This is a genomic window from Alistipes sp., from assembly GCF_020026455.1.
Taxonomy (GTDB): Bacteria; Bacteroidota; Bacteroidia; order Bacteroidales; family Rikenellaceae; genus Alistipes.
In genome coordinates this window covers 192,798-216,785 of record NZ_JAHHQJ010000004.1, presented here as the reverse complement: position 1 = coordinate 216,785, position 23,988 = coordinate 192,798, and the positions used below count along the sequence as shown (strand labels likewise).

Sequence of the window (23,988 nt, the reverse complement as noted above, 5' to 3'; positions counted from 1 at the left end):
CATAGTGGCAGAAGCCGCTTAGCCAATATGTTGAATTTTTAACGGACTATTAATAATAAAGTTCTCATATTTATTGTTTATGATTTTTTTGCATTAAAAGGATAAACCTTTCCCTTAAATAAAGATTTTTTGCCTATAAGTGGCATTGGATCTTTTCCTATTTTAAAACCATGAGGTTCTTTTTCCCTACCATTGGTTACTTCCTCATACATTGCCTCTCCATTAATTGTTAATGTTATGCCGTCAAAATCTACATCAAATCCAAGAAACATCCCTTCTTCCGTATTGTAACCCATACTTGGCTTGAATGTAAGTCCGGTACTTGCGGGCGCCCGCGGAGCCAAAAACGGGAAATCCGGACAAGGGCATCACATCAGCCCCATGCGCTTGCGGGCGAAGGGCACGACCCATGCCGGGGCCTGCTGCTTCGACAACAGATCGCGCATGTAGTCCATATAGGGCTCCGCGTGGCGGAAATAGCGGAACAATCCCTCGCAGAGTGAATTCTTGCGACAGCCGTCGGACCCCGTCTCGAAGCGGTGTTTCGGACACTCGCCCCGGCAGGCGAAGTAGTATTTGCACCGCAGGCACTCGGCAGGCAAGGCATTGCGCTTGGCAAGACCGAAATCCACCCGCTTGCGCGAACGGTAGATCGCAGACAAGGGCGTGTCGCGGATATTGCCCAGTTTGTATTCGGGATAGACGAAGTGGTCGCACGAATAGACATCGCCGTTGTGCTCGACGACCAGCGCGTCGCCGCAGGTCTCGCCCATCGAGCAGACGCCCGGCTGCACGCCGCACCATTGGGCCAGCGTGGCGTCGAACAGCTGCACGTAGCAGCGACCCACGTCGCTCACGACCCATTCGTCGAACACGTCGCACAGGAAGTCGCCATAGCCCTTGGCCGTCACCGACCATTCGGCAAGCCGGGCCCCCTCGCGGTCGGGCGAGACGATCAGCGGGCGATGGAAATCCGGTTGGTCGACGACATGCTCCACGGCGGGAAGAAACTGCATGTAGCGGCTGTGCACCGTGTCGCGGAAGAAGCGGTAGATCTCTCCGCCGCGCCCCTCACACAGACGGTTCACCACGCTCAGCGTGTTGTACTCCACGCCGTTGCGCTGGAACATTTCGATCGTCCGCATCACGCGCCCGAAGGTCGGACGGCCGCCCTTCGTCAGCCGGAACGAGTCGTGAATGTCCTGCGGTCCGTCGAGCGAGATCCCCACCAGGAAGTTGTTCCCGGCGAACAGGTCGCACCAGGCCTCGTCGACCAGCGTGCCGTTGGTCTGGAGGATGTTCTCGATACGCTTGCCGGCGGCGTATTTCGCCTGGAAGGCCATCGCCTTCCGGTAGAAGTCCACCCCCAGCAGCAGCGGCTCGCCGCCGTGCCAGCAGAACTGCACCGTCGGGACTTCGTTGGCCTCGATGTACTGTTTGACATAGAGCTCCAGCAGCTCGTCGCTCATCACGGCCTGACGGCCGCCATACTGCACGGCCTTGTCCAGGTAGTAGCAATAGTGACAGTCGAGGTTGCAGGCCGAACCGGCCGGCTTGAGCATCGTCGAAAAGGCAACCGGACCTGCCTGTTTTTCCGCGTCGCGGAACGTGAAGATGTCCTTGGATTTCATAGGAGATTACCAGATTTACGCATGAAACGGACCGCGTCCGCAATTATTTTCGACAAATATACGGAAACGGCCGGGCAATCGGGAGCATTTCAGGCTCAAAATTTGTCGGACCGGGCCCAGCAGGCCCAAATTCCTCCCGAAAAGTCGGCAGCCGGTGCCCCTCCGCATCCTTTCGGACAACGAAAGGCGCGAAACTGCCGCACGCCGCCACGCGGGGAGTTAAGCCGCACGGGGAGTTCTGGCGTACGAGGAGTTCTGCAGCACGGAGAGTACTGCCACACGGAGAGCACTGCCGCACGGTGTCGAAAGCGGCGTCGCGCAGCGGGACGAGCCCGCCCGGCGGCCCGGCACGTCGTTGCGGGCTGCCGGCACCCTCTTCCGGCCCCGACGCAATACCGGGAAGGGTGCCTGGCGGGAAAAGCAGCCGATTTTTCGTCGGGAACGCCGACTTTCGTTTTTTTTCATTATCTTTCGTTCCCAAACCCAATGATCCATTATGAAAAAACTACTTCTGACCCTTCTGCTATTCGGAGCCGGGACCGGAATCTCCGCAGCCAAGACCTATGACCTGAAATCTCCCGACGGGAAAATCACCGTGCGCGTGGATGTAGGCGCCGATGCCGTCACCTACTCCATTGCACACAACGGCAAAGAATTGATCGCCCCCTCGCCCCTTTCGCTCACGCTCGCCGACGGACGCGTGCTCGGCCGGAAGGCCGCGGTGCGCAAGGCGTCGACGCAGCATGTCGACGAGACCATCGAGGCACCCCTTTACAAGCGCAGCACCGTCGAGGATCGTTACAACGCGCTGTCGCTTACGTTCAAAGGCGGCTACGGAATCGACTTCCGGGCCTATGACGACGGTACGGCCTACCGGTTCCGCACCTCGATGAAAGGCGAAATCACCGTCGCCGACGAGCTGGTGGACATCCGCTTCCCGGAGGACTTCACGACGCTGGTCCCCTACGCCCGCGACAGCAAGCGGGAATCGGGACTGGCCCGCTACTACTTCTCCAGCTTCGAAAACACCTACGACACCCAGCCCGTCTCGCAGGTCGCCAACGACCGCCTGGCCTTCCTGCCCGTACTGGCAGACGCCGGAACGGCGAAAATCGTCATCGCCGAGTCCGATCTGGAGGACTATCCGGGCATGTACCTCTACAACCCCACGGGAGAAAAGGCCCTGCGGGGCAACTTCGCACCCTGTCCGGCCAAGGTGGAGCAGGGCGGATACAACGAACTGCAGCTGCTGGTGACCGAGCGCGAGGAGTTCATCGCCCGCACCTCGGGGACCCGCACCTTCCCGTGGCGCATCTTCGCCATCGCCGAACGCGACATCCAGCTGGCCGACAACGACATGGTCTACCGCCTCGCCGCTCCGTCGCGCGTGGAGGATGTTTCGTGGATCAAACCCGGCAAGGTGGCCTGGGACTGGTGGAACGCCTGGAACCTCTACGGCGTGGACTTCGAGTCGGGGATCAACAACGAAACCTATAAATACTACATCGACTTCGCCGCCGACCACGGCATCGAATACGTCATTCTCGACGAAGGCTGGGCCGTGAACAAAAAAGCCGACCTTTTCCAGGTCATCCCCGAAATTGACCTGCCCGAACTGGTCGCCTACGGCAAGGAGCGCGGCGTGGGTCTCGTCCTCTGGGCCGGATTCCATGCCGTGGAGCGCGATCTCGAACGTGTCTGCAAGCACTACTCGGAGATGGGAATCAAGGGCTTCAAGGTCGATTTCATCGACCGCGACGACCAGAAGATCGCCGACTTCACCTACCGCCTGGCGGAAACCGCCGCCAAATACCACCTGTTCCTCGACATGCACGGCTATCACAAACCCGCGGGAATTCAGCGCACCTACCCCAACATGCTCAACTTCGAAGGGGTATTCGGGCTGGAACAGATGAAGTGGTCCAGCGCGAAGACCGACATGGTGACCTACGACGTGACGATCCCATTCATCCGCATGCTCGCCGGACCGATGGACTACACGCAGGGAGCGATGCGCAACGCCACACGCCAGAACTTCCGCCCCGTGCATTCCGAGGCCATGAGCCAGGGCACGCGCTGCCGCCAGCTGGCCGAATACGTGATCTTCGAATCGCCGTTCAACATGCTGTGCGACTCGCCGTCGAACTACATGGGCGAGCCGGAATGCACCGGGTTCATCGCCTCCGTTCCGACGACGTGGGATGAGACCGTGGGCCTCGACGGCCGTGTCGGGGAGTATGTCTCCATCGCACGCCGCAAGGGCGACACCTGGTATGTCGGCGGCATGACCGACTGGAGTGCCCGCTCCCTGACCATCGACCTCGGCTTTCTGGGCGAGGGCGACTACACTGCGGAACTGTTCCGCGACGGCGTCAATGCCGACAAGGCGGCCCGCGACTACAAACGCGAGCAGGTCGAAATCCCCGCCGACCGGAAACTGACGGTGGCGATGGCCCCGGGAGGGGGCTTCGCCCTGAAGATTACGCGCAAATAGCGCACGACGACACACACGGAAAACCCGGGCGGCCATCGAGGCCGTCCGGGTTTCGTTTCGAAAATCGGAATCCATGCCCGGGGGAACTCCCGCGCACGGAGCTCCCGACGGCAGATGTCAGGGCAGGCATCACGGCAGGAGTCACGGCGAGTGTCAGGGCGGGTGCCACGGCGAGTGTCACGGCGGGTGTCCTGCCGCCCGGATTGGAGGCTGTTTTTCGATCGGTCATGCGCCCGATTGTGCCCCACAATCGGGCAAATACACGAAAAGGACGCACGGAAGGCCCAAAAAACGGATGCCGCGTAGCAACCGAACTTCAAAATTCGTATCTTTGTATCACACACACATCATTTACATTACAACCCGAACAATGAAAAGAAAAAGCAACTGGTTAAAGAATTTGCTGCAGTGGGGCACGCTTGCGGCAATCGCGGGATTTGTGGTCTACGGGGTGACGCTCGGGGAGACACCCGCAGACGTGGAGGCCTACTGCCCGTTCGGTGGTCTGCAGGCACTGGGCAGCTACCTGGTCAACAACTCGCTGGCATGCACGATGTCCATGACACAGATCATGGTGGGCGTCATGCTCGCCCTGGGAGTGATCCTCTTCAGCAAACTCTTCTGCGGCTACCTCTGTCCGCTGGAAACTGTCAGCGAATGGATGGGCAGGGGCGGCAAAAAACTGAAGGTCAGCGTCACAATCCGCCCGGGGAGCATCGCCGACCGTCTGCTCCGCGCCGTCAAATACGTGCTGCTGTTCTACGTATTCTACATGTCGGCTTCGAGCAGCGAACTTTTCTGCAAGAATTTCGACCCCTATTACGCCATTGCCACGGGATTCAGGGGTGAGATCACCGCTTGGATGACCGTCATTTCGGTCACGCTGCTCTTCCTCGGCAGCTTTTTCGTCAAAATGTTCTGGTGCAAATACATCTGTCCGCTGGGGGCGTTGAGCAACATCTTCAAGTTCACCATCACCTTCGCGGGCATCGTCATCCTGATGTGGGTGCTCGGACTCCTGGGCGTGGCTTCGGCCTGGGTATGGGCACTGGGCGCCGCCTGCGCCGTCGGCTACCTCTGGGAGATGATCTATCTCAAGAGCAGGGTGTTCCCGCTGCTGCGCATCGTCCGCGACGAAGCCACGTGCACCGGGTGCGACGTCTGCCGCCGCAAATGTCCCTATTCGATCGACATCAAGAACCTCGACAAGGTGAGACACATCGACTGCACGCTCTGCGGAACGTGCGTCTCGGCCTGCCCCGAAGGCTCGCTGCAGGTCGGCGGCAAACGCTCGCTGCGCTGGCTGCCCGGCATGCTGGCCGTTGTGCTCTTCGCCTCGGCGCTGTGGTTCGGCAGCCACTGGGAACTCCCGACCATCGACGAGAAGTGGAGCGAATACGAACAGGTCGCAGGACTGCAGACCTACGAAATCGAGGGGCTCACGTCGGTAAAATGTTTCGGCAGTTCGAAAGCCTTCTCCGCGAAGATGCAGAAAGTGCCGGGCATCTACGGTGTGAAAACATTCGTGAAACGCCATGCCGTGGTCATCAGCTACGATCCCAAGGCGATCGACGAGCAAAGCATCGACAAGGCGATCTTCTCGCCGACGACCATGAAGTTCGCAACGCCCAAAGCCGGCGTCGACTCGCTGTCGGTGGTCCGCATCGGCGTCGAGGGGCTCCACGACAAGATGGACATGGTCTACTTCGGGGCCATCCTGCGCAAGATCGACGGCATCTGCGGCTTCGACGCCCAATACGACTGTCCGGTGGCCGTCACGCTCTACATCGACCCGTCGGTCGAAATCGCCGAAGAGATGCTCCGCGACTCGATCGAGGTCAAGGAGGCCCGCATGCCGGCTCACGGCGGCAAAATCCGCACGATTCCGGTTCACTACCGCCTCAAGAGCTACGACCCCGCCGCCGGCAGGATCGGACGCCGCGAGTTCCTCGACCTGATGTTCGAGCAGACCCGCAACCTCTCGGCTCCGTTCAGGCAGAACAGCGAGACGTACGGCGACGACGCAAAGTACCCCAAGGGAGTCTACGAAGTCGAGTGCCGGGGCATCGAGAAGCCGCTCATCAAGCGCAGCTTCCCCTATTTCCGCGGATTCCTCGCCCTCAAGGAGGGCATCACGCGGCTCGACGTGGCGCTGAACGACGAGGAGGTTCCCGTACTGAGGATCGTCTACGTCCGGTCGATGTGGGACGACGCGAAGATCTGGAACGAACTGCTCAACGCCAAGGTGTGGCCCGTGAAATACAAGGACGGATCGCTCAAGGACGAGGAACCGAAGTTCTCCTTCAGAGCCGAAGGGCACACGCTCTGAGGCAACATACATACGGGGGCTTGTGACAGGCAGGCCCCTTTTTCGCGATAAACCGAGAAGACTATGAAAAAAGCGATTTTTTACCTGCTGGGCTGTCTCCTGCTCCCGGGTGCGGCGACGGCCGACGAGGGTATGTGGCTGGTCAGCACGTTCCAGAACGTGATCTACCCCCGGATGAAGAAGGCGGGGCTGAAACTCAAACCCGGGGAGATTTACAACGAGGAGTCCCCGGCGCTGTGCAACGCCATTGTGGCCATCGACGGCGGCATGGGTACGGGCAGCGTGATTTCGGACCGGGGTCTCGTCATCACCAACCACCACGTGGCCTACGGCGACATCCACGCGTTGAGCACCCCCGCGAAGAACTACCTCGAAGAGGGCTTCTGGGCCCTCGACCCAAAGGACGAATTGCCGCTCAAGGGCAAGACCGTGACCTTCCTGCGCCAGGTCCGCGACGTGACGGACGAGGCTCTGGCCATACGCGACTCTCTCGAAAGGGCCAACAGTCTGGGGCTCTTCGGGACACGCAAGATCTACGGCATCCTCGAACGGAAATACGGCCGGCAGACTCACTTCGACGTGGAGTGCGCCTCGATGTGGAAGGGCAAAAAATTCCTGCTTTTCTACTACGAGATCTATCGTGACGTGCGTCTCGCAGGCGCGCCTCCCGCGAAAATCGGGGCCTTCGGCGGCGAGCAGGACAACTGGGGATGGCCCCAGCACAAGGGCGACTTCGCCCTCTACCGCGTCTACGGCGACGCGAAGGGGCGCCCGGCACCCTACTCGAAGGACAATGTGCCCATCACGCCCCGCAAGGTGCTGCAGATCGCCACGGGCGGCATCCACGACGGAGACTACGCCATGGTGATCGGATTTCCGGGCCGCACCAACCGCTATCTATCCTCGTCGGCCGTACGCGAAAAGGAGTATGTGACCAATCCCGTGGTGATCAAGGCGCGCCGCGAGCGTCTCGACATCATGCTGCGCCACATGGAGGCCGACCCGGACGTGCGGCTGATGTACAGCGACAAGTATTTCAACATCAGCAACTACGCCGACTATGCCAAGTGGGAGAACATCTGTCTGCGCCGTTACGACGTAATCGGCATCCGCGCCGCCGAGGAGGCACGCCTCGCCGCCTGGATCGACGCCAGCCCGACCCGCAAAGCCCAATACGGCGACCTGCTCGCCAACCTCAAAAAGGGTTATGAGGCCCGCGCCGAAGCCGTGCGCGAAAAGTGCTACTTCCAGGAGACGTGGATTCGCCCGAGCGACGTGATGATGACGGCCAACCGTCTCGGCATGCTCGTCGACCGCATGCGGCGCGACGGCATCGCCTCGGTGCAGGACGGCGACAAGAACTTCGCGGGCGTGAAGTCCAACACCCGCCGCATGATGAAGGACTTCGACCTGGCCACCGACCGAGAGGTGATGGCCCGGATGATGGAGCATTTCACCGACAACGTGCCCCGCAGGATGTGGGGCGAGCAACTGGCACAGCTTTACGACCGCTTCGAGGGCAATGTCCCGGCACTGGTCGACTACGCATTCGAAAACACCTGCTGCACCAGCTACGAAAAGCTCTGCGCCTGGTTTGCACAGCCCCGCACCGCCGAGGAGATCCTCTCCGACCCAATGGCGGCGATGGCCAATTCGGTCGGTTCGCGGCGCTTCACCGAGCAGCTCAGGCAGATCGGGGAGGCATCGGGCATCGACACCGACAAGGAGGAGCTCCGCTACGCCCATGCCATCTACGAGATGCGCGAATCGGAGGGCACGCCCCAATATCCCGACGCCAACGCGACAATGCGCCTCACCTACGGAAACGTGGGTCCGGTTTCGCCCAAGGACGCCGTGCACTACGACTCCCGTTCGACGATCGACGGCTACCTCGAGAAATACAACCCCAACGACTACGAATTCCGGGTCGACGAGCGAATGCAGTCGCTCATCCGCAACAGGGACTGGGGACGCTGGGGCGAAAACGGCCGGATGTATGTCAACTTCCTCACCAACAACGACATCACGGGCGGCAACTCGGGCAGTCCGGTGCTCAACGCCCGGGGTGAGGTGATCGGACTGGCGTTCGACGGCAACCGCGAGTCGATGTCGGGCGACATCTATTTCCACCCGACCAACTTCAAGACGGTCTGCGTCGATATCCGCTTCGTGCTGTGGATCATGGACAAATACGCCGGCGCCGGAAAGCTGATTGACGAAATGCAGCTGGTGGAATAATCCGCCCGGCGCATCCTTCGCCCGGGGACGGAGGTCTTTCGAAAGGCCTCCGTCCCTTTTTTCACGGATCCCCGACAACAAAAACCCCGCAGGACATTGCACACGCCCTGCGGGGTTTTCAACAACGGCCGGCCGATCAGAAGTTCAGACCCACGGCCGCAAACAGTCCGCCGCGCCGGCTGCCGTCCATCAGCCCGCTGCGTCCCCATGCCGCGCGACCCTTCAGATCGACGTACAGGCTTATTTTCTTCGCCGGGAAACAGTGCGTATAACGCAGGCCGGCCTCGCCGTTCAGGCGGTCGTTGGTCAGAAAGCCGTACTCCCGGGCCAGCAGATCGGCGCGGTAGTTCTCGTTGTCGATCTGCACTCCCTCGGGGCAGTTCTTCTCCTGCTCGGTCCCGCCGCCGAACGTGTAGCCGCCGCGCAGCGTCGCGTCGAGCCAGTTGCGGCTGCCCAACCAGAAATTCTTCGTAGCTCCCAGCATCAGTGTCGACCAGTGCAGATCCTGATTGTAGCGCGCCGGGGAGATCGTATACTCCGATCGGGTGCGGCAATAGGTATAGGCCGCATCGACGATCCACGAACTGCTCCACTCGTTGCGCTTGACGTAGAGTTTGTAATCGGCATCGACGCGGCGCTGCTGCCGGGAGAATTTCAGGAAGCGGCCATACTGCCTGTAGTGTTTCTGATCGGTATGCGGGTCGAGCTCCAGCTCCTGGATGTTGTTGTATTTCAGCAGGTCGCCGAACGACGCATCGACCGAAAGCCGCTGATCGACGTTGCGGCCCGCAATGTCAATCACCCCCAGATAGCGGTAGGTCAACTGATCGTTGTCGCCCAGACGCTGGTCCAGTTCGAAGCGGAAACGCTCCATTTTGCCGTATTCGGCCGAGAACTGGTTGAAGAACTTCACCCGCCGGCCCAATTTCAGCTCCAACTGGACGGCGCCTCCGTATTCGGACCCTTTGTAATAGATGTCATGGAAGGCCTCGCTTCCCCCGAGCTGCTGGCTGGTATAGAACCACAGGCCTTCAAAGAAATAGATCATGCCGCCGGTGGTATTCGTGCCGAAGGCCGCATAGCCGACCTGCTCCGTCGTTCGCCGATAGACGAAATTGAGACCCGCATTCACGGCCTTCGAGGTAAACATCACACCCGGCAGCACACTCAAAGACATGGAGGTGGTTTTATTGCGCGAATCCCGACGCTTTGCCAGGCTGCGATCCTCGTATTTCCCCATTGCTCCGATCACCCAGCGCCCCATACGGTAAGCAACCCCGGCCTCGATGGCATAGGTTTCATCGCGCGTATTTCCGGGAATCGAATCGCCGATCAGCATCGGAGAATCGCCGATGTCGGCATTTCCCGCCCAGCTGCGATCCTGCGAAGCCGCATAGTCGTAACGCAACTTGCCGTAGAAGGAAAGCCGCTTCCACCGGCGGTACGACTCGGACCCGACACCGAATGCGTGCACTTCGGCCCCATCGGTAACGTTGCGCAGGCCGCCCCGCCCGAATTCATAGTCCACTTCCGCAATGGAGAGCGACGCCCGATTGAGCATCAAACCCGCCGCATTGTCCGAAACGAGCCATCCGCTTTTCGAGCGGATCCGTTCCAGCGTATAGTATTTTTCCAGGTTCTCCTCCGGAGCGGAAGGCTGGGCAAAAACACCCGTTCCCGCACAGAACACAGTCAACAGGAGCACCGCATATGTCTTTTTCTTCATGGCTGTTTCGTTTTATCGATTTTTGTACTCCGTGCAAAGGGTCGGTTCATCGAGCGAGATCCAGTCGTCGGCCGAATTGTTCGTATCCTGATAAACCGTGCGGCCGACGATCGCCGACGCCGCCGCATCCACCCGACGGATATAGGACTGACCGCTGTACGAGGTCGTCGTGATAAACAGGGGCTGGAGGCTGATGTCGGCACAGAGGCGCGGAACATGCGTGTCGTTGTTGCGGAACTCCACACCGTCGAGAATGCACTCCTTGGGGACCATGATCGAGGGCATGCTCTGATACTTTGCCGGCTGGTACATCACCTGGCCGTAGGGCCGCCCCTTGACGGCTCCCTCCCGGACATAGGCATAAGGATCTCCGGGCAGCCGGTAGACGACAATCGCCGGCGAACTGATGGAAAGGACGATCGAATTGCCGGATGCCAGTTCGCAGAAGCATTCCAGCCGTTCAACGCCCGCAGCCGGGGCCTTTACCGCGGCCCCCGACCCGAAACGGTCGATATACATCGCCCAGACATTCTCCGCAGCAAGGTTCATCGGTCTGTTGGTCTGGGCCGCCGTATGTTCGACGGCACTCAGGGCGATCACAACCTCTTCGCCCGGCCGGATCGGATGGTCGCGGCCCGTACCCGGAAAAACAAAGCCGAAAGCGTTGACCGGAATCGAGTCGCGGAGTTCGGTACTGGTGCTTCCCAGCCAGAATTTATTGTAGACGACCGATTTCCCCGAATTGAACGTGGTGTGGAAGCCGACGCCCACCCCGTCGAGATACTGCACCTCATCCGAATTGTTGCAAAGCGTAAAATACTGATCGTAATTATATTTCGCACTCTCGTCGGCAGACATGGTCTTGTGGAAATAGACCTCCTTGAGGATGATCGCCCCGCGTGCCGTGGCCCTGATCTCAAGATGCTCCGTTCCGACCGACTGACCGTCCTTGTTGAGCACAAAATCCCGGGTAGCGTGCAGAAACTTGCTGACTCCGCCCACGTCGGCCACTTTGCTGACAATCACGCTGTAATTGCCATACTCGGCGTCAATGCGGACTTCGCCCCTCCCGTCGGTTTCGGCGGTATAGGTATTCCCGATCTTCGTATTGCGCATCGTCACCCTGAATCCCGCCTTGTCCAGCGATGCCAGTTCTCCGCCCAAATCGATGGAAATGAGCACCTCCCTGTTGCCATGGAGCAATTCGCCGTCTTTCAAATCCTTGAGGCAGCCGCACAACAGAAAGGCCGCCGCCAGAGGGATCAGGCAATATAAAATCCTTTTCATCTTCTGCGACTCTTTAGAATTTAAGTTTCAGTTCCGCACCAAAATAAATGTTCGTATTGACACGCTTGTAGGTTCCCGTACTCTTCAGCAACATCTTCGGGTGCGAATTGGTAAAGTTGTTGGCATAGAAGGAGATCTGGGCTATCCGTCCGATCTCTTTCGTGACACGGAGGTTGGCCATGAAATAGGGTTTGAACGAATTTTCGACGAACATCGTCGTCGCGTTGCCCGTCTGAAGATATTCCCGGTAAGCCGCCCCATAGGTGGGATCGTTGTACAGATCCCGATCGAAGGGCAGGAGCTGACCATCCTGATTCATGTAGAAATCGGGATCCCGGTAGATCGTCTTGCCATTCGTCCCGTGCGAAAAATCGCCGTAGACCGGATTGCCGTCCTCATCGAGGATGTAGACCCCGTCGGCCTGGAGACTCCGGGTCCGGTTGAGCCAGACACACTGAACCGTCAGTGTCGCGATCAGACGCAGCTTCGGAATGTGCGTGATCAGGTTCACATTGGAGTTGAACCGGGTGTAGACCGAACCGGAAGAGACGGACGGACCCCCGAAATAGGCCCCCAGAAACGGGTTGTAAATGTTCTTGCCCCCGGAAGGAACCTTCACCGTGGAATAAGCATCGTACGACAACACGCCCTCTCCCTCCTTCCGCGTTAGGGTCATGTATGCTCCGTTGACGACAACCGAGGTCCGCACCGCGCGAATCTGCCCGAAATCGAACGTGTACTCGACTCCCCACTTGTCGTATTTGCCGTCATTGGCCGGCTTTTTGACGGATGCCGTATTGAATATGCGCTCGTCCCGATAGGCGAGCGGGACGCCTCCCGCGCCCAGAACCGGTTGTCCCGGGCGGTTCGGATCGTCCATATACTCCGGGGCTTCGGTCCCCTTATAGGTCTCGTACTCCCGGAAGGTCAACACCTGCGGAACCATACGGAGCGTATAACCGTTACGCATCTTTTCGTTATAGTAGGTGATGCCTCCCTTGATCCCGAACATATCGAAGTCGAGACCCACTTCGAAGTTCTTGCTGTACTGCATCTTCAGATCGCGGTTAATCAGATCGGACCGCGGGGTCACGAACGTGGTCCAGGCCGCCACGGGACCCACCTCGGAAGTTCCGCCCCAGCTGAACGAAACCCGGTCGACATACGCCGGAAAAAGATAGAGCATCCGCAGGGACGGCAGTGTGGTCTGAATGCCCCAGCCGCCGCGCAGCGACAGCTCGCGGACCTTTTTCGGCGCACGATTGGCGATGATGGTATATTTGGCGTTAAAACGCGGATCGACGGCCCACCGGTCGTTCAACCAATCCGTCGCCATGCAGGTGAAGCGCCCACCGGCCTGCAGCGTAAGCGATGTCTTGCCGATCGGCAGCGTCGCCTTTTCCTCGGCGAAGAGAGCCACTTGATTCAGGAAGGGAATGGCGCTGAACGGCTCCGGACGGAACGACAGGGGACGCACTCCCGCGTAGTACTGTCCTTTGCCCGTGTTGCCCGAATTGTTCCACTCGATGCCGACCATCGCCTTGTTGTAGACCTTGCCGTAACGGCCCGAAAGTTCGGCCACCATTTTGGCTGTCGTGTAATAGGCCATGCTCAAATTCCGGATGTCGCTCAAGTAGTTGTCCGGGGTAAATTCGGTCAGATACTCCCCGTTTTCCAGGGCACCGGGATTGGCGACCCCCAGGGCGCCGGGCGCCATCCGCTGCCGGGCGTACTGGCGTATCATCGATGTGTTGAAAACGTATTTCAACGACGTGATCCACGACTTGTTGAGCAGCCACGAACCACTGAGGTTGACCGACAGGTTCCGGTCGTCGAGCTCCTTGCGCTCGGCCTGCGAGATATTGTCCGGATCAGCCTTGGCGGTGCCGCGCGAGAGGTAGCCGCTCACCTTAGCATGGAACTGAAACGGCGTGCGGTCCCGGTTGAAGGTATTGGTATAACCCACCGAAAAGGTTCCGCGGTCATAGGACTCCTCCACCGTGCGGATGTCTTTCATCGCATTGGCGTAGTCGATCGACACATTGAGGAAGCCCTTTTCGGACCCCAAGGCATAACCTTTCGTCAGCGACACGGCCTTGGTGTCCGGCACGGCCTTCACCCGGATCTCGTAGGGAGTGCGCCCCTGCTTGGTCTTGACGACGACCGCTCCCGCACTCATATTGCCGTATTGGGCCGACGCCACACCGCGAATCACCTCGATCGACTCGATGTTGTCGGTCGAAAGGGTGCGCATGTCTATCCCCCGGGCGGTCTGCTGCCCGAAAGCGGCCGCCTTGCCGCCCATCAGCATCGCGTTGTTATTCACAACGGCGCCATCGACATAGACTCCCACCGAACTGGAATTGAGGCTGTTCGCATCCTTGCCGTCCGTCATCGGGTTGGGCAGATCGCGGATGCCGACAAAATTCGACGCGGAGTTCGTCAACTCCGGATTCGACGTCAGCACTCCCGGCAACAGCTGCATCACGTCCTTGACGGAGGAGGCCTGCAGGTGGTCCATCGCCTGGCGGTCGATCGTCGACGAAGAGTTGATGCTGCGGCCCCTCTGGGCCGTTACGGTCACGGTGTTGAGCAGCAGGCTCGACTCCTTGAGGCGCAGCGAGAGCGCCTCGATCGGGGCATTGACCGTCACCTTGTAGGAAAGCGGCTCGTAGCCCAGGCAGCTCGCCTCGATGGTATAGCTGCCGGTGGTCACCGACGGCATCCGGAACCGCCCCCTGGCATCGGTCACCACCCACAGCTCAAGCGTCGGGATCGAGACCACACAGCCCGCAATCGGCTCCTTCGTGTCGTACTCCGTCACGGTCCCTTCGATGGAGATCTTCTTCGGAGCCTGGGTCTGCGCTTCCAGCGGAATGCAGACGACGACCAATAAAAACATCAGTAAAAATTTCTTCACGGCAAACAGGGTTATGTGAATAGTAAGCAAGTCGTTCGTTTTCGGGACAAGGACAGCATGCCGCACGACAGGCGGCACTCCCGAGGATGGGGAATTTTACCGGTCAGGGGACACAACAGCAACTCCCGGCGGCAGCACGACGCATCTGCCGGGCAGCGGAAAATGCGCGTCTGCCAACAGACGAGGCGGCAATTCCCGCGGGGGAGAGATCCCGGGCCGGGAATTCGTCGGCATGGACCGGAGAGTTGATCCAGGCGGTCGCCATGCGGCGGTATAATCCACTTTCCCTCATGCCTGTTTCCTTTGAAGCGAGACGAATTCAGCCCCGAAAGATAAGAAAAAAACGCCATTCCGGTTCCCTTTTCGCGCCATGAATTTCACAGAGGCTACAATCCGAACACATTCCGCGGCATATTGCACCCCTATCCGCCCGGATCATCGCCCTTGCCGCGACCTCCGGATCGGCCCCGCAGGAGCGGGGAACCGGGGCCGGGCCGATCCGCAGCGGACGGCTGCAACTTCCGTCCTCAAGGCCGCCCGGCGCACCGCCCTCACCGCTGCCGGCACACACCCCGGAATCCGGGATTCCACCCCGAGGGACAACAGGGACCGCTCCGCAGCGAAAGCCTCCCCGGGATTTGCCGTCGGGCGGCTTTTTCCTATCTTTGCCGCAGAACATTTTCCGAACATGATCGAACAAACCATATCCCGACGACTGCAAATACCTCTGCCCCAGGTGCAGGGAACCGTGCGTCTGCTCCGCGAAGGGGCGACGATCCCCTTTATCAGCCGCTACCGCAAGGAAGCGACCGGCTCGCTCGACGAAGTGCAGGTCGCCTCCGTCAAGGAGTGGCTCGACCGGCTCACCGAGCTCGAAGCCCGCAAGCAGACGGTGCTCTCGACCATCGAGGGGCAGGGACGGCTGACCCCGGACCTCCGCCAACGCATCGCGGAGTGCTGGGACCCGGTGGAGCTGGAGGACATCTACCTGCCCTACAAGCCCAAACGCCGCACGCGGGCCACCGTGGCGCGCGAACGGGGTCTGGAGCCGCTGGCCGAAATGATCCTGGCCCAGCAGTCCCGCAATGTCGCCGAACAGGCCCGGCGGTTCGTTTCGGCCGAAGTCCCGACTCCGGAGGAGGCCCTCGCCGGAGCGTGCGACATCGTCGCCGAGCGCATCTCGGAAGACGAGCGCGCCCGCAACACGCTGCGCCGCATCTTTGCCCGCGAAGGCCTCGTCCATTCGAAACTCGTCAGGGGCAAAGAGACCGAAGGGGCGAAATATGCCGACTATTTCGATGCCGCGACACCCCTGCGCAGCATCTCCTCGCACCGTTTTCTGGCCATGCGCCGCGGCGAGGAGGAGGGTATTCTGAAAATCACGGTCGACGTGGATGCCGCACATTGCATCGAGAACCTCCGCCGGCTGTTCGTGCGGCCCGGATCGACAACGCGCACATGGATGGAAGCGGCCGTCGCCGACTCGTTCAAACGCCTGATGCGCCCCTCGATCGAAACCGAACAGCTCGCGGCGGCCAAGGAGAAGGCCGACGACGAAGCCATCCGGGTTTTCGCCGAGAACCTGCGCCAGCTGCTGCTCTCCTCGCCGCTGGGGCAGAAGCGCGTCGTGGCCATCGACCCGGGATTCCGCACGGGATGCAAGGTCGTGGCACTCGACGCACAGGGCAACCTGTTGCACAACACGACCGTCTATCCCCATCCGCCGCAAGGCCGGCAAAGCGAAGCTGCCGAGACGCTGAAATCGCTGGCCGCCAGGTACAGGGCCGAGGCATTCGCCATCGGCGACGGCACGGCGGGCCGCGAGACCGAACAACTGGTCCGCGGGCTGGGGCTGGAAGGCGTGGAGATCTTCATGGTGAGCGAGGACGGCGCGTCGGTCTACTCGGCATCGGCCGCGGCCCGCGAGGAGTTCCCGGACTACGACGTGACGGTGCGCGGGGCCGTAAGCATCGGGCGCCGCCTGATCGACCCGCTCTCGGAGCTGGTCAAGATCGAACCCAAGTCGATCGGCGTGGGCCAGTATCAGCACAGCGTCGACCCGGCGAAACTCAAGGCACGTCTCCAGACGGTTGTCGAAAGCTGTGTCAATCGGGTCGGCGTCAACATCAACACAGCGTCGAAACACATCCTGACCTACATATCGGGGCTAGGCCCCGTACTGGCGCAGAACATCGTGGACTACCGGGCGGCGAACGGCGCGTTCAAAAGCCGCAGGGCACTTCTCAAAGTGCCGCGGCTGGGCGCCAAGGCCTTCGAGCAGGCGGCCGGATTCCTGCGGGTCGTGGGAGGAGCGAATCCGCTCGACAACAGCGCCGTGCACCCGGAATCCTATGCCATTGTCGAGCGGATGGCCGCCGATGCGGGTGTGACGGTCGAACGCCTCCTGGCCGACAAACAGCTGCGCAGCAGCCTCAAGGCCGAACGATATGTGAGCGGCGAAGTGGGTCTGCCGACTGTGACGGACATCCTCGAGGCGCTCGACAAACGGGGCCTCGACCCGCGCGAACAGCTGCAGGTCTTCGCATTCGACCCCAACGTGCACACGATCGGCGACCTGCGCGAAGGGATGCTTCTGCCGGGTATCGTCACAAACATCACGGCTTTCGGGGCCTTCGTCGACATCGGCGTCAAGCAGGACGGACTGGTGCACATCTCGCAGTTGGCCGACCGCTATGTGGCTTCACCGACCGACGTGGTGCACCTGGGGCAGCACGTCGAAGTGCGGGTGACGGGCATCGACACGACCCGCGGGCGCATCTCGCTGACGATGCGCCGCGAAGGATAGAAACGCCCATGCCAGAATCATCAGAGTCCGCCGCCCATGACCCGACGCCCACGACCCGACGCCAGCCGCCGCCAGCCCGCCGCCACTCCATCAAGCGGTAACTCCCCGCCGCCAGCCCGCCGCCCACGCCTCCGCCGCCCTCAGCCTGCTGCCGTGACCGCGAGGCACGGAAAACGGTGCGGACAATGGGGTGCAACGCTTATAAATATCAAAGATGAAACCGGCCAATTCGGTTTCATCCTTGACAAGATCTTCATCCACCTATTTTTAAAACCGGGACAACAAACAGCGAAGCAACTCCCGATAAGCGATCCAGTCAGGACTCCCAAAACAGGAGCCGTACAAATTCAGGACCGGAGTGCAGAGCACGACAGAAACAAAGAAAACCGCGCTGCAGGCATCTGCAACGCGGTTTCTGTGAGGTCTGAAGCGGATTCGAACCGCTGTACAAGGTTTTGCAGACCTTTGCCTAGCCACTCGGCCATCAGACCATCGTTTTTCCCGATACACCCTATCTACACCAACCTAACCTTATCGGTTTCCCATCCGCTCCCTCTCTCATCCGAAAACAGCATCTGTCCGGCCCGGGGATCGTTCGAAACCAAATTTCAAGCGCATCGGGAGTGCAAATATACGAACAATTCTGATTTTTGCAAAACTTCTGCCCAACTTTGCATTATTTCCCGAATAAATTCCCGTTATTTCCCAAAAACAGCTACCTTTATCAGCCACAACAACGATTTTCTCATTCGCGGATATGACCATCGAGGATATTGCCCTTCAGATGACTCCGGGCATCGGCATAAAAGGGACCGTGCATCTGCTCGAGCAGTTCGGCGATGCGCGGCACATTTTCGCCGCCTCGGCCGATGAACTCGTCGCCAGAGCCGGACTGAGGCCCGATACCGCCCAGCAGATCGTCCGCCGGAAAGGATTTCCGGCCGCCGAAAAGGAACTCGTCCACTGCAGCCGCAACGACATTGCGGCCGTAGCCTCCACCGATCCGGAATATCCGCCCCTGCTGCGCGAGATTCCGGACTATCCCCATGTACTATACATAAAGGGCCGTATCGAAGCCCTCGCGGCCCGTTGTATCTCCATCGTCGGAACACGTGAGGCGACCCCATACGGGCAGGCGGCCTGCAGCCGGCTGGTCGGAGGACTCGCCGAGCGCATTCCGGGACTTTCGGTCGTGAGCGGCCTGGCCTTCGGAATCGACGTTGCGGCGCACCGCGCGGCTCTCGAAGCCGGGGTGCAGACCGTCGCCGTCGTGGCCAACCCCCTGCCCGGGGTGACGCCCGCCCAGCATGCGAACGTAGCACGCGAGATCCTCGCCCGCGGAGGTGCGCTGGTCACGGAACTGCATGCGCAAACGAAACAGAACGGCAACTTCTACCTGGCGCGTAACCGCATCATCGCGGGATTGAGCGCGGGGTGTATCGTCGTCGAGTCGCCCGACAGCGGCGGGTCGCTTTTCACGGCCCACTGCGCCGACTCCTACGACCGGTCGGTGATGGCCGTGCCGGGACGCATCACCGACCGGGCATCGGCAGGCACCAACCACCTGATCCGCAACCGCAAGGCGCAGCTGGTACTGACGGCCGACGACGTGATCGGCGAGCTGCAGTGGGATCTCGGGGCGAATCCCGCAACGCTGCGCGCAAAGCCCCCGCCCCCGGAGCTGACGCCCGACGAAGCGGGACTGCTGGGCTGTTTCCGCACGGACGACCCGCTGTCGGTCGAAGCGCTCGGCGAACTGACGGGGCTGAATCCCGGAGAACTGGCAACGCTGCTCGTAGGGCTGGAGCTGGCGGGGGCCGTGCGTCAGCTGCCCGAAAACCGATACATGAAGCTATGAAACTGACAGATACACATTCACACCTCTACGACGAAGCGTTCGACCACGACCGCGAAGAGGCTTTGGCGCGTGCCGCGGCCGAAGGGGTCGGGCGGCTGCTGCTCCCGGCCATCGACTCGGAGAGTCACGAGCGGCTGTTCGCACTGTGCCGCCTACACCCGGAGCGGTGCATTCCGATGATGGGGCTGCACCCCACGTCGGTGAACGACAATCCCCGCTGGCGCGACGAACTTGCTCTGGCGGAAGGCTACCTGCAACGGCCGCCCGAGGGAATCGCAGGGTTCTGCGCCGTGGGCGAAATCGGGCTGGATCTCTACTGGAGCCGCGATTTCCGGGAAGAGCAGATCGAGGCCTTCCGCCGCCAGATCGACCTTTCGCTGCAACACGGACTGCCGATCGCCGTACATACGCGCGACGCCTGGCCCGAAACCGTCGCCATCATGCACGAATACCGCGGCCGGGGTGTCAGGGGCGTTTTTCACGCCTATTCCGACGGAATCGAAACCTACCGCCGACTGAAGGAGTACGGCGATTTCGTTTTCGGCATCGGCGGCGTGGTGACCTTTAAAAAGAGCAGGCTGGCCGGAGTCGTGGGCGAAATGGAGCTGCGGGACCTCGTGCTCGAAACCGACTGCCCCTATCTGACGCCCGCACCTCACCGGGGCGAGCGCAACGAATCGGCCTACGTGCGCCACATCTGCGAAAAAGTCGCCCAGATCAAGGGGCTCACCCCGGAAGAGGTCGCGGAAGCGACGACGGCCAATGCCGCCCGCGTGTTCGGACCGGCGCCAGAACTCTCGGGGTTCCCCACATCAAACAACGGCCTTCCCCGGCCCGAAAAAGCATGACACTGGCACACGGCGGCACGAACATCTACGACGGCTGGATGAAAAATCCCGCCTCGGCGATGATCTCCTGCAACGACGGGTTTCGTCCCGTGAGCTTTCTGATCGAAACATTAGAGAAATAAAAACGCTATGCGATCCTCCATTCTGATCATCTACACGGGCGGGACCATCGGCATGAAGACCGACGCCGCCACTGGGGCACTGGTCCCCTTCGACTTCAGCGGTATCTACGACGAATTCCCCTCGCTGAAACGCCTCAATGTCGACATCGACGTACACACGATGTCGCCCGTGATCGACTCCTCGAACGTGGAGCCGGCAAACTGGGTGGCCCTCGCCCGCCTGATCCGCGACAACTATGCCCGCTACGACGGATTCGTCGTGCTGCACGGGACCGACACCATGTCCTATACGGCATCGGCCCTGAGCTTCATGCTCGAAAATCTCGCCAAACCCGTGGTCTTCACCGGAAGCCAGATCCCGATCGGCGTGCTGCGCACCGACGGACGAGAGAATCTCATCACGGCCATCGAAATCGCCGGAGCACGCATCGGCGACCGCCCCGAGGTCCCCGAGGTGTCGCTCTATTTCCAAAACCGCCTCTTCCGCGCCAACCGCACCACCAAACGCAGCGCCGAGGCCCTGAGCGCCTTCCGCTCCTACAACTACCCGCCGCTGGCCGAAGTCGGCGTCAACATTGCCTACAACCTCCCGGCAATCCTGCAGCCCGACGAGGCGCCGGAGCAGCTGCGCATCGCCACGAAGCTCTCCGGAGGCATCGAGTTGATCAAACTCTTCCCGGGAATGGGCGAGGAGATCCTGCGGGCCATGTTCTCGGCTCCGGGACTGCGGGCCGTGGTGCTCGAAACCTTCGGCGCGGGCAATGCCCCCACCTCCGAATGGTTCATCCGCGTCATCGAAGAGGCCATAGCCCGCGGAATCATCCTCCTCAACATCACGCAGTGCGGCGCAGGCCGCGTCTCGATGGAACTGTACGAAACGGGGCTCAAACTGCAAAAAACAGGCGTCCTGTGCGGCTACGACATGACCACCGAGGCCGCCGTGACCAAACTGATGTACGTCCTCGGGCTGGAACTGCCGGACGAAGAGACCCGCATGCTCCTGCGCAAGCCTCTGCGCGGAGAATTTACGGCATAAGACATTGCACGTAACAATTTTTTTTTCTATATTTCGCACTGCTAACGTACCCTTTCCGCCGGGACCATTGGGCTGAGGCAGGCGTAGCAAACAGGCAAAAAGATTGATTGACAACTACTTGATCGGGTCCAGGATGGATTATCCGGGATTGGGTTTTACGTGCAGGAACGGACTTCGACAACTGCACCGGAGCACAAAAGGACGCCGCAAACGTTGCCAAAGACAAAAAAAATAATTATTTTTAATGAAAAAATAATCTGCCGGAAACGCCCGACCGGAAAGCCCGGCCGACCGGAAAAGAAGAAACCAAAACACAACAATAAAAAGATCAACTAATCAAAATTTAATTTATCCAACACAACTATGAAAAAACTTTTTTTGATTCCGTCGGCTGCCCTGTCCGTATTGGGTACCGTTAGTGCGTTCGCACAGGATGCCGCTGCCGCAACCGAAACGGTTGCCGCTGAAACCCAGATCGCAGGCGACAGCATGCACCACGTCATGATGCAGAAGTTCCTCGAAGGCGGCTGGGAGTGGATGCTTCCGGTGCTCCTCTGCTTGGTAATCGGTCTGGCCGTTGCCATCGAGCGCATTCTGTACCTGTCGCTTTCGACGATCAACTCGAAGAAACTCATCGCATCCGTCGAGGAGGCTCTCAAGAACGGCGGTATCGAGGCTGCCAAGGAAGTTTGCCGCAACACCCGCGGCCCGATCGCTTCGATCTACTACCAGGGTCTGGACCGTTACGACCAGGGTCTCGACGCTGTTGAGAAAGCCGTCGTTTCCTACGGTTCGGTACAGACCGGCCAGATGGAGTCGGGTCTCTCGTGGATCGGCCTGTTCATCGCCCTCTCGCCCATGTTGGGATTTATGGGTACCGTTGTCGGTATGATCGCGGCGTTCGACGCCATCCAGGCTGCCGGTGACATCAGCCCGACGCTGGTTGCAGGTGGTATCAAGGTCGCTCTGCTGACGACCCTCATGGGTCTTATCGCGGCGGTTGTTCTTCAGCTGTTCTACAACTATATCGTTTCGAAAATCGACTCGCTCGTGAACGATATGGAGGATTCGTCCATCACGCTGATGGATATTCTGACGGCTTACAACAAGAAATAATCGAACGCTGAAAAAGTCAAAAGCAATTATGAAAAAGATTTTAAACATAATGCTGGGCATTCTGATGGCTATCACCGTAGTCCTCATGGTCTACGCGATCGCTACCGGCGGCTCGGACGCATCGATCAGCATGAACCTGATGTGGGGCTACTTCCTCTTCGTGTTCGCTGTCGCTGCGGCCATTTTCTGCGCCGTTTTCGGAATGATTCAGAACCCGGCAGGCATCAAGGGAACCATCCTGTCTCTGGCGTTGATCATCCTGATCGTGGGCGTGTCGTACTTCTACTCGGCAGGCCACACGGTGAACATCGTCGACCTGCAGAACAACGGGTTCTTTGGCCACGGTGAAACCGTAATTACCGAAACGAGCATCCTCGTAACCTATGTTGCATGTGTCGCCGCATTCGTGACGGCCATCGCAACCGAGATCTGGGGCGCATTCAAATAACCGAGTAAGAAACAATGGCAACAGATAAAAGAAAAATCCAGGAGATCAATGCCGGTTCTATGGCCGACATCGCCTTCCTGCTGCTGATTTTCTTCCTGGTGGCCACTACCATGAATACCGACACGGGTCTGGTGCGCATGCTTCCGCCGATGCCTCCTGAGGATCAACCCCAGGATGAAGTCAAGGTCAAGGAGCGCAACCTCTTCCTGGTGTTCATCAATGGTAGAGGTGACATCATGGCAGGAACTTCGGGAAAACAGGAGGCGATCGACCTGCGCCAGCTCAAGGACAGGACCAAAGAGTTCATCCTCAACCCGATGGACGACGAGAACCTGCCCGAGAAGGCGGACAAGGACATTGAGCTTCCCGACGGCGACAAGTGGGTATACCCCGTGAGCGAAGGCGTCGTCTCGTTGCAGACGACCCGCGATACGGGCTACCAGTCCTATATCATGGTGCAGAACGAACTCACGCGCGCATTCAACGAAGTGCGTGACGAAGTGGCACAGCGTAAATTCGGCGCAAAATTCGCGGATCTTCCCGAGGAGTTGCGCAATGCAGTATCGAAAGCCGTACCTCTGAAGATTTCGGAGGCTGAACCGCGTAACATTAAGAAGTAAGCCATGGCAGTAATGAAAAAGAAGGGCAGCAAAGGTCTGCCCCCTATCTCGACCGCTTCGCTTCCTGACGTGATCTTCATGATCCTCTTCTTCTTTATGGTCTCGACGACCATGCGCGATCAGGAATTGCTGGTGAGATACAAACTTCCGGAAGCAACCGAAGTACAGAAGCTCGAGAAGAAATCGCTCGTTAGTTTCATCCACATCGGTCCTCCGGCAATGATGATGCAGGCAAAGTTCGGAACCGCGCCGCGCATCCAGTTGAACGACTCTTACAAATCGACCCGGGACATCCTGGACTTCGTAGCCGCCGAGCGCGACAAACTCTCCGAAGCAGACCGTGCTTCGATGACGATCTGCCTCAAGGCTGACGAAGCAACCAAAATGGGTATCGTGACCGACGTCAAGCAGGAGCTGCGTCGTGCCAACGCCCTGAAACTCTCCTATGCGGCTTCCAAGTCGATGGGTTACTGATCCGGAGATTTCAGTTGAAAAAAGAGCAGGTTTAC

Annotated in this window: 16 protein-coding genes, 1 tRNA gene and 1 pseudogene; 12 read left to right on the top strand and 6 right to left on the bottom strand. The window is 59.7% G+C overall.

All coding sequences use genetic code 11. The features are described 5' to 3' along the window. Positions 1 to 77: 77 nt before the first annotated feature. The gene (locus QZ460_RS03955; protein ID WP_290540296.1) at positions 78 to 296 is read right to left on the bottom strand and encodes a hypothetical protein; all 219 of its coding nucleotides are present in this window, start codon (positions 294 to 296) and stop codon (positions 78 to 80) included. Positions 297 to 368: 72 nt separating this feature from the next. Further along, positions 369 to 1,631 carry an anaerobic sulfatase-maturation protein gene (locus QZ460_RS03950; protein WP_290540295.1) on the bottom strand — a complete coding sequence of 421 codons (1,263 nt, stop codon included), beginning with the start codon at positions 1,629 to 1,631 and terminating at the stop codon, positions 369 to 371. Positions 1,632 to 2,127: 496 nt separating this feature from the next. On the opposite strand from QZ460_RS03950, the gene QZ460_RS03945 reads away from it, so the two are divergent. From QZ460_RS03945 to QZ460_RS03935, 3 genes are all read left to right on the top strand, one after another. After that, on the top strand, positions 2,128 to 4,125 hold the full coding sequence (locus QZ460_RS03945) for a glycoside hydrolase family 97 protein (protein WP_290540294.1): 1,998 nt from the start codon (positions 2,128 to 2,130) through the stop codon (positions 4,123 to 4,125). Positions 4,126 to 4,495: 370 nt separating this feature from the next. Next, positions 4,496 to 6,454: a 4Fe-4S binding protein gene (locus QZ460_RS03940; RefSeq protein ID WP_290540293.1), complete on the top strand. Its 1,959-nt coding sequence runs from the start codon at positions 4,496 to 4,498 to the stop codon at positions 6,452 to 6,454. A gap of 63 nt (positions 6,455 to 6,517) precedes the next feature. Further along, positions 6,518 to 8,692: a S46 family peptidase gene (locus QZ460_RS03935; protein WP_290540292.1), complete on the top strand. Its 2,175-nt coding sequence runs from the start codon at positions 6,518 to 6,520 to the stop codon at positions 8,690 to 8,692. 136 nt (positions 8,693 to 8,828) lie between these two features. Here QZ460_RS03935 and QZ460_RS03930 read toward each other — a convergent pair whose 3' ends face one another. Genes QZ460_RS03930 through QZ460_RS03920 form a run of 3 tightly spaced genes read right to left on the bottom strand, consistent with a single transcriptional unit; the run spans position 8,829 to position 14,625 of the window. Then, positions 8,829 to 10,418 carry a DUF6850 family outer membrane beta-barrel protein gene (locus QZ460_RS03930; RefSeq protein WP_290540291.1) on the bottom strand — a complete coding sequence of 530 codons (1,590 nt, stop codon included), beginning with the start codon at positions 10,416 to 10,418 and terminating at the stop codon, positions 8,829 to 8,831. A gap of 12 nt (positions 10,419 to 10,430) precedes the next feature. Continuing rightward, on the bottom strand, positions 10,431 to 11,705 hold the full coding sequence (locus tag QZ460_RS03925; RefSeq protein WP_290540290.1) for a DUF4876 domain-containing protein: 1,275 nt from the start codon (positions 11,703 to 11,705) through the stop codon (positions 10,431 to 10,433). 13 nt (positions 11,706 to 11,718) lie between these two features. Further along, complete coding sequence (locus tag QZ460_RS03920; protein ID WP_290540289.1) at positions 11,719 to 14,625, bottom strand: TonB-dependent receptor; 2,907 nt, start codon at positions 14,623 to 14,625, stop codon at positions 11,719 to 11,721. A 688-nt stretch (positions 14,626 to 15,313) separates the two neighbouring features. Between QZ460_RS03920 and QZ460_RS03915 the strand changes: the two genes are divergently transcribed. Continuing rightward, a complete protein-coding gene (locus tag QZ460_RS03915; RefSeq protein WP_290540288.1) occupies positions 15,314 to 17,431 on the top strand; it encodes a Tex family protein in 2,118 nt (705 codons plus the stop codon). A gap of 420 nt (positions 17,432 to 17,851) precedes the next feature. On the opposite strand, the gene QZ460_RS03910 is transcribed toward QZ460_RS03915, so the two are convergent. After that, positions 17,852 to 17,922: transfer RNA gene (locus tag QZ460_RS03910), tRNA-Cys, on the bottom strand. A 266-nt stretch (positions 17,923 to 18,188) separates the two neighbouring features. Here QZ460_RS03910 and dprA point away from each other — a divergent pair. From dprA to QZ460_RS03870, 8 genes and pseudogenes are all read left to right on the top strand, one after another. Continuing rightward, on the top strand, positions 18,189 to 19,289 hold the full coding sequence (gene dprA, locus QZ460_RS03905; RefSeq protein WP_290540287.1) for a DNA-processing protein DprA: 1,101 nt from the start codon (positions 18,189 to 18,191) through the stop codon (positions 19,287 to 19,289). Beyond that, complete coding sequence (locus QZ460_RS03900) at positions 19,286 to 20,137, top strand: TatD family hydrolase (protein WP_290540286.1); 852 nt, start codon at positions 19,286 to 19,288, stop codon at positions 20,135 to 20,137. The genes dprA and QZ460_RS03900 overlap by 4 nt, the downstream gene beginning before the upstream one ends. Then, positions 20,134 to 20,259: pseudogene (locus QZ460_RS03895) on the top strand (TIGR04076 family protein); the annotation flags it as partial. The gene QZ460_RS03900 and the pseudogene QZ460_RS03895, both read left to right, overlap by 4 nt. Before the next feature lie 7 nt (positions 20,260 to 20,266). Beyond that, the gene (locus tag QZ460_RS03890; RefSeq protein WP_290540285.1) at positions 20,267 to 21,295 is read left to right on the top strand and encodes an asparaginase; all 1,029 of its coding nucleotides are present in this window, start codon (positions 20,267 to 20,269) and stop codon (positions 21,293 to 21,295) included. A gap of 363 nt (positions 21,296 to 21,658) precedes the next feature. After that, a complete protein-coding gene (locus QZ460_RS03885; protein WP_290540284.1) occupies positions 21,659 to 22,411 on the top strand; it encodes a MotA/TolQ/ExbB proton channel family protein in 753 nt (250 codons plus the stop codon). Positions 22,412 to 22,439: 28 nt separating this feature from the next. Then, entirely contained in the window at positions 22,440 to 22,859 is a 420-nt protein-coding gene (locus QZ460_RS03880) for a hypothetical protein (RefSeq protein WP_290540283.1), read from the top strand. Between the two features lie 14 nt (positions 22,860 to 22,873). Next, entirely contained in the window at positions 22,874 to 23,479 is a 606-nt protein-coding gene (locus QZ460_RS03875) for a biopolymer transporter ExbD (protein ID WP_290540282.1), read from the top strand. 12 nt (positions 23,480 to 23,491) lie between these two features. After that, positions 23,492 to 23,953, top strand: a complete 462-nt coding sequence (locus tag QZ460_RS03870; protein WP_290540300.1) for a biopolymer transporter ExbD — start codon at positions 23,492 to 23,494, stop codon at positions 23,951 to 23,953. The last annotated feature ends 35 nt before the right edge of the window (positions 23,954 to 23,988 follow it).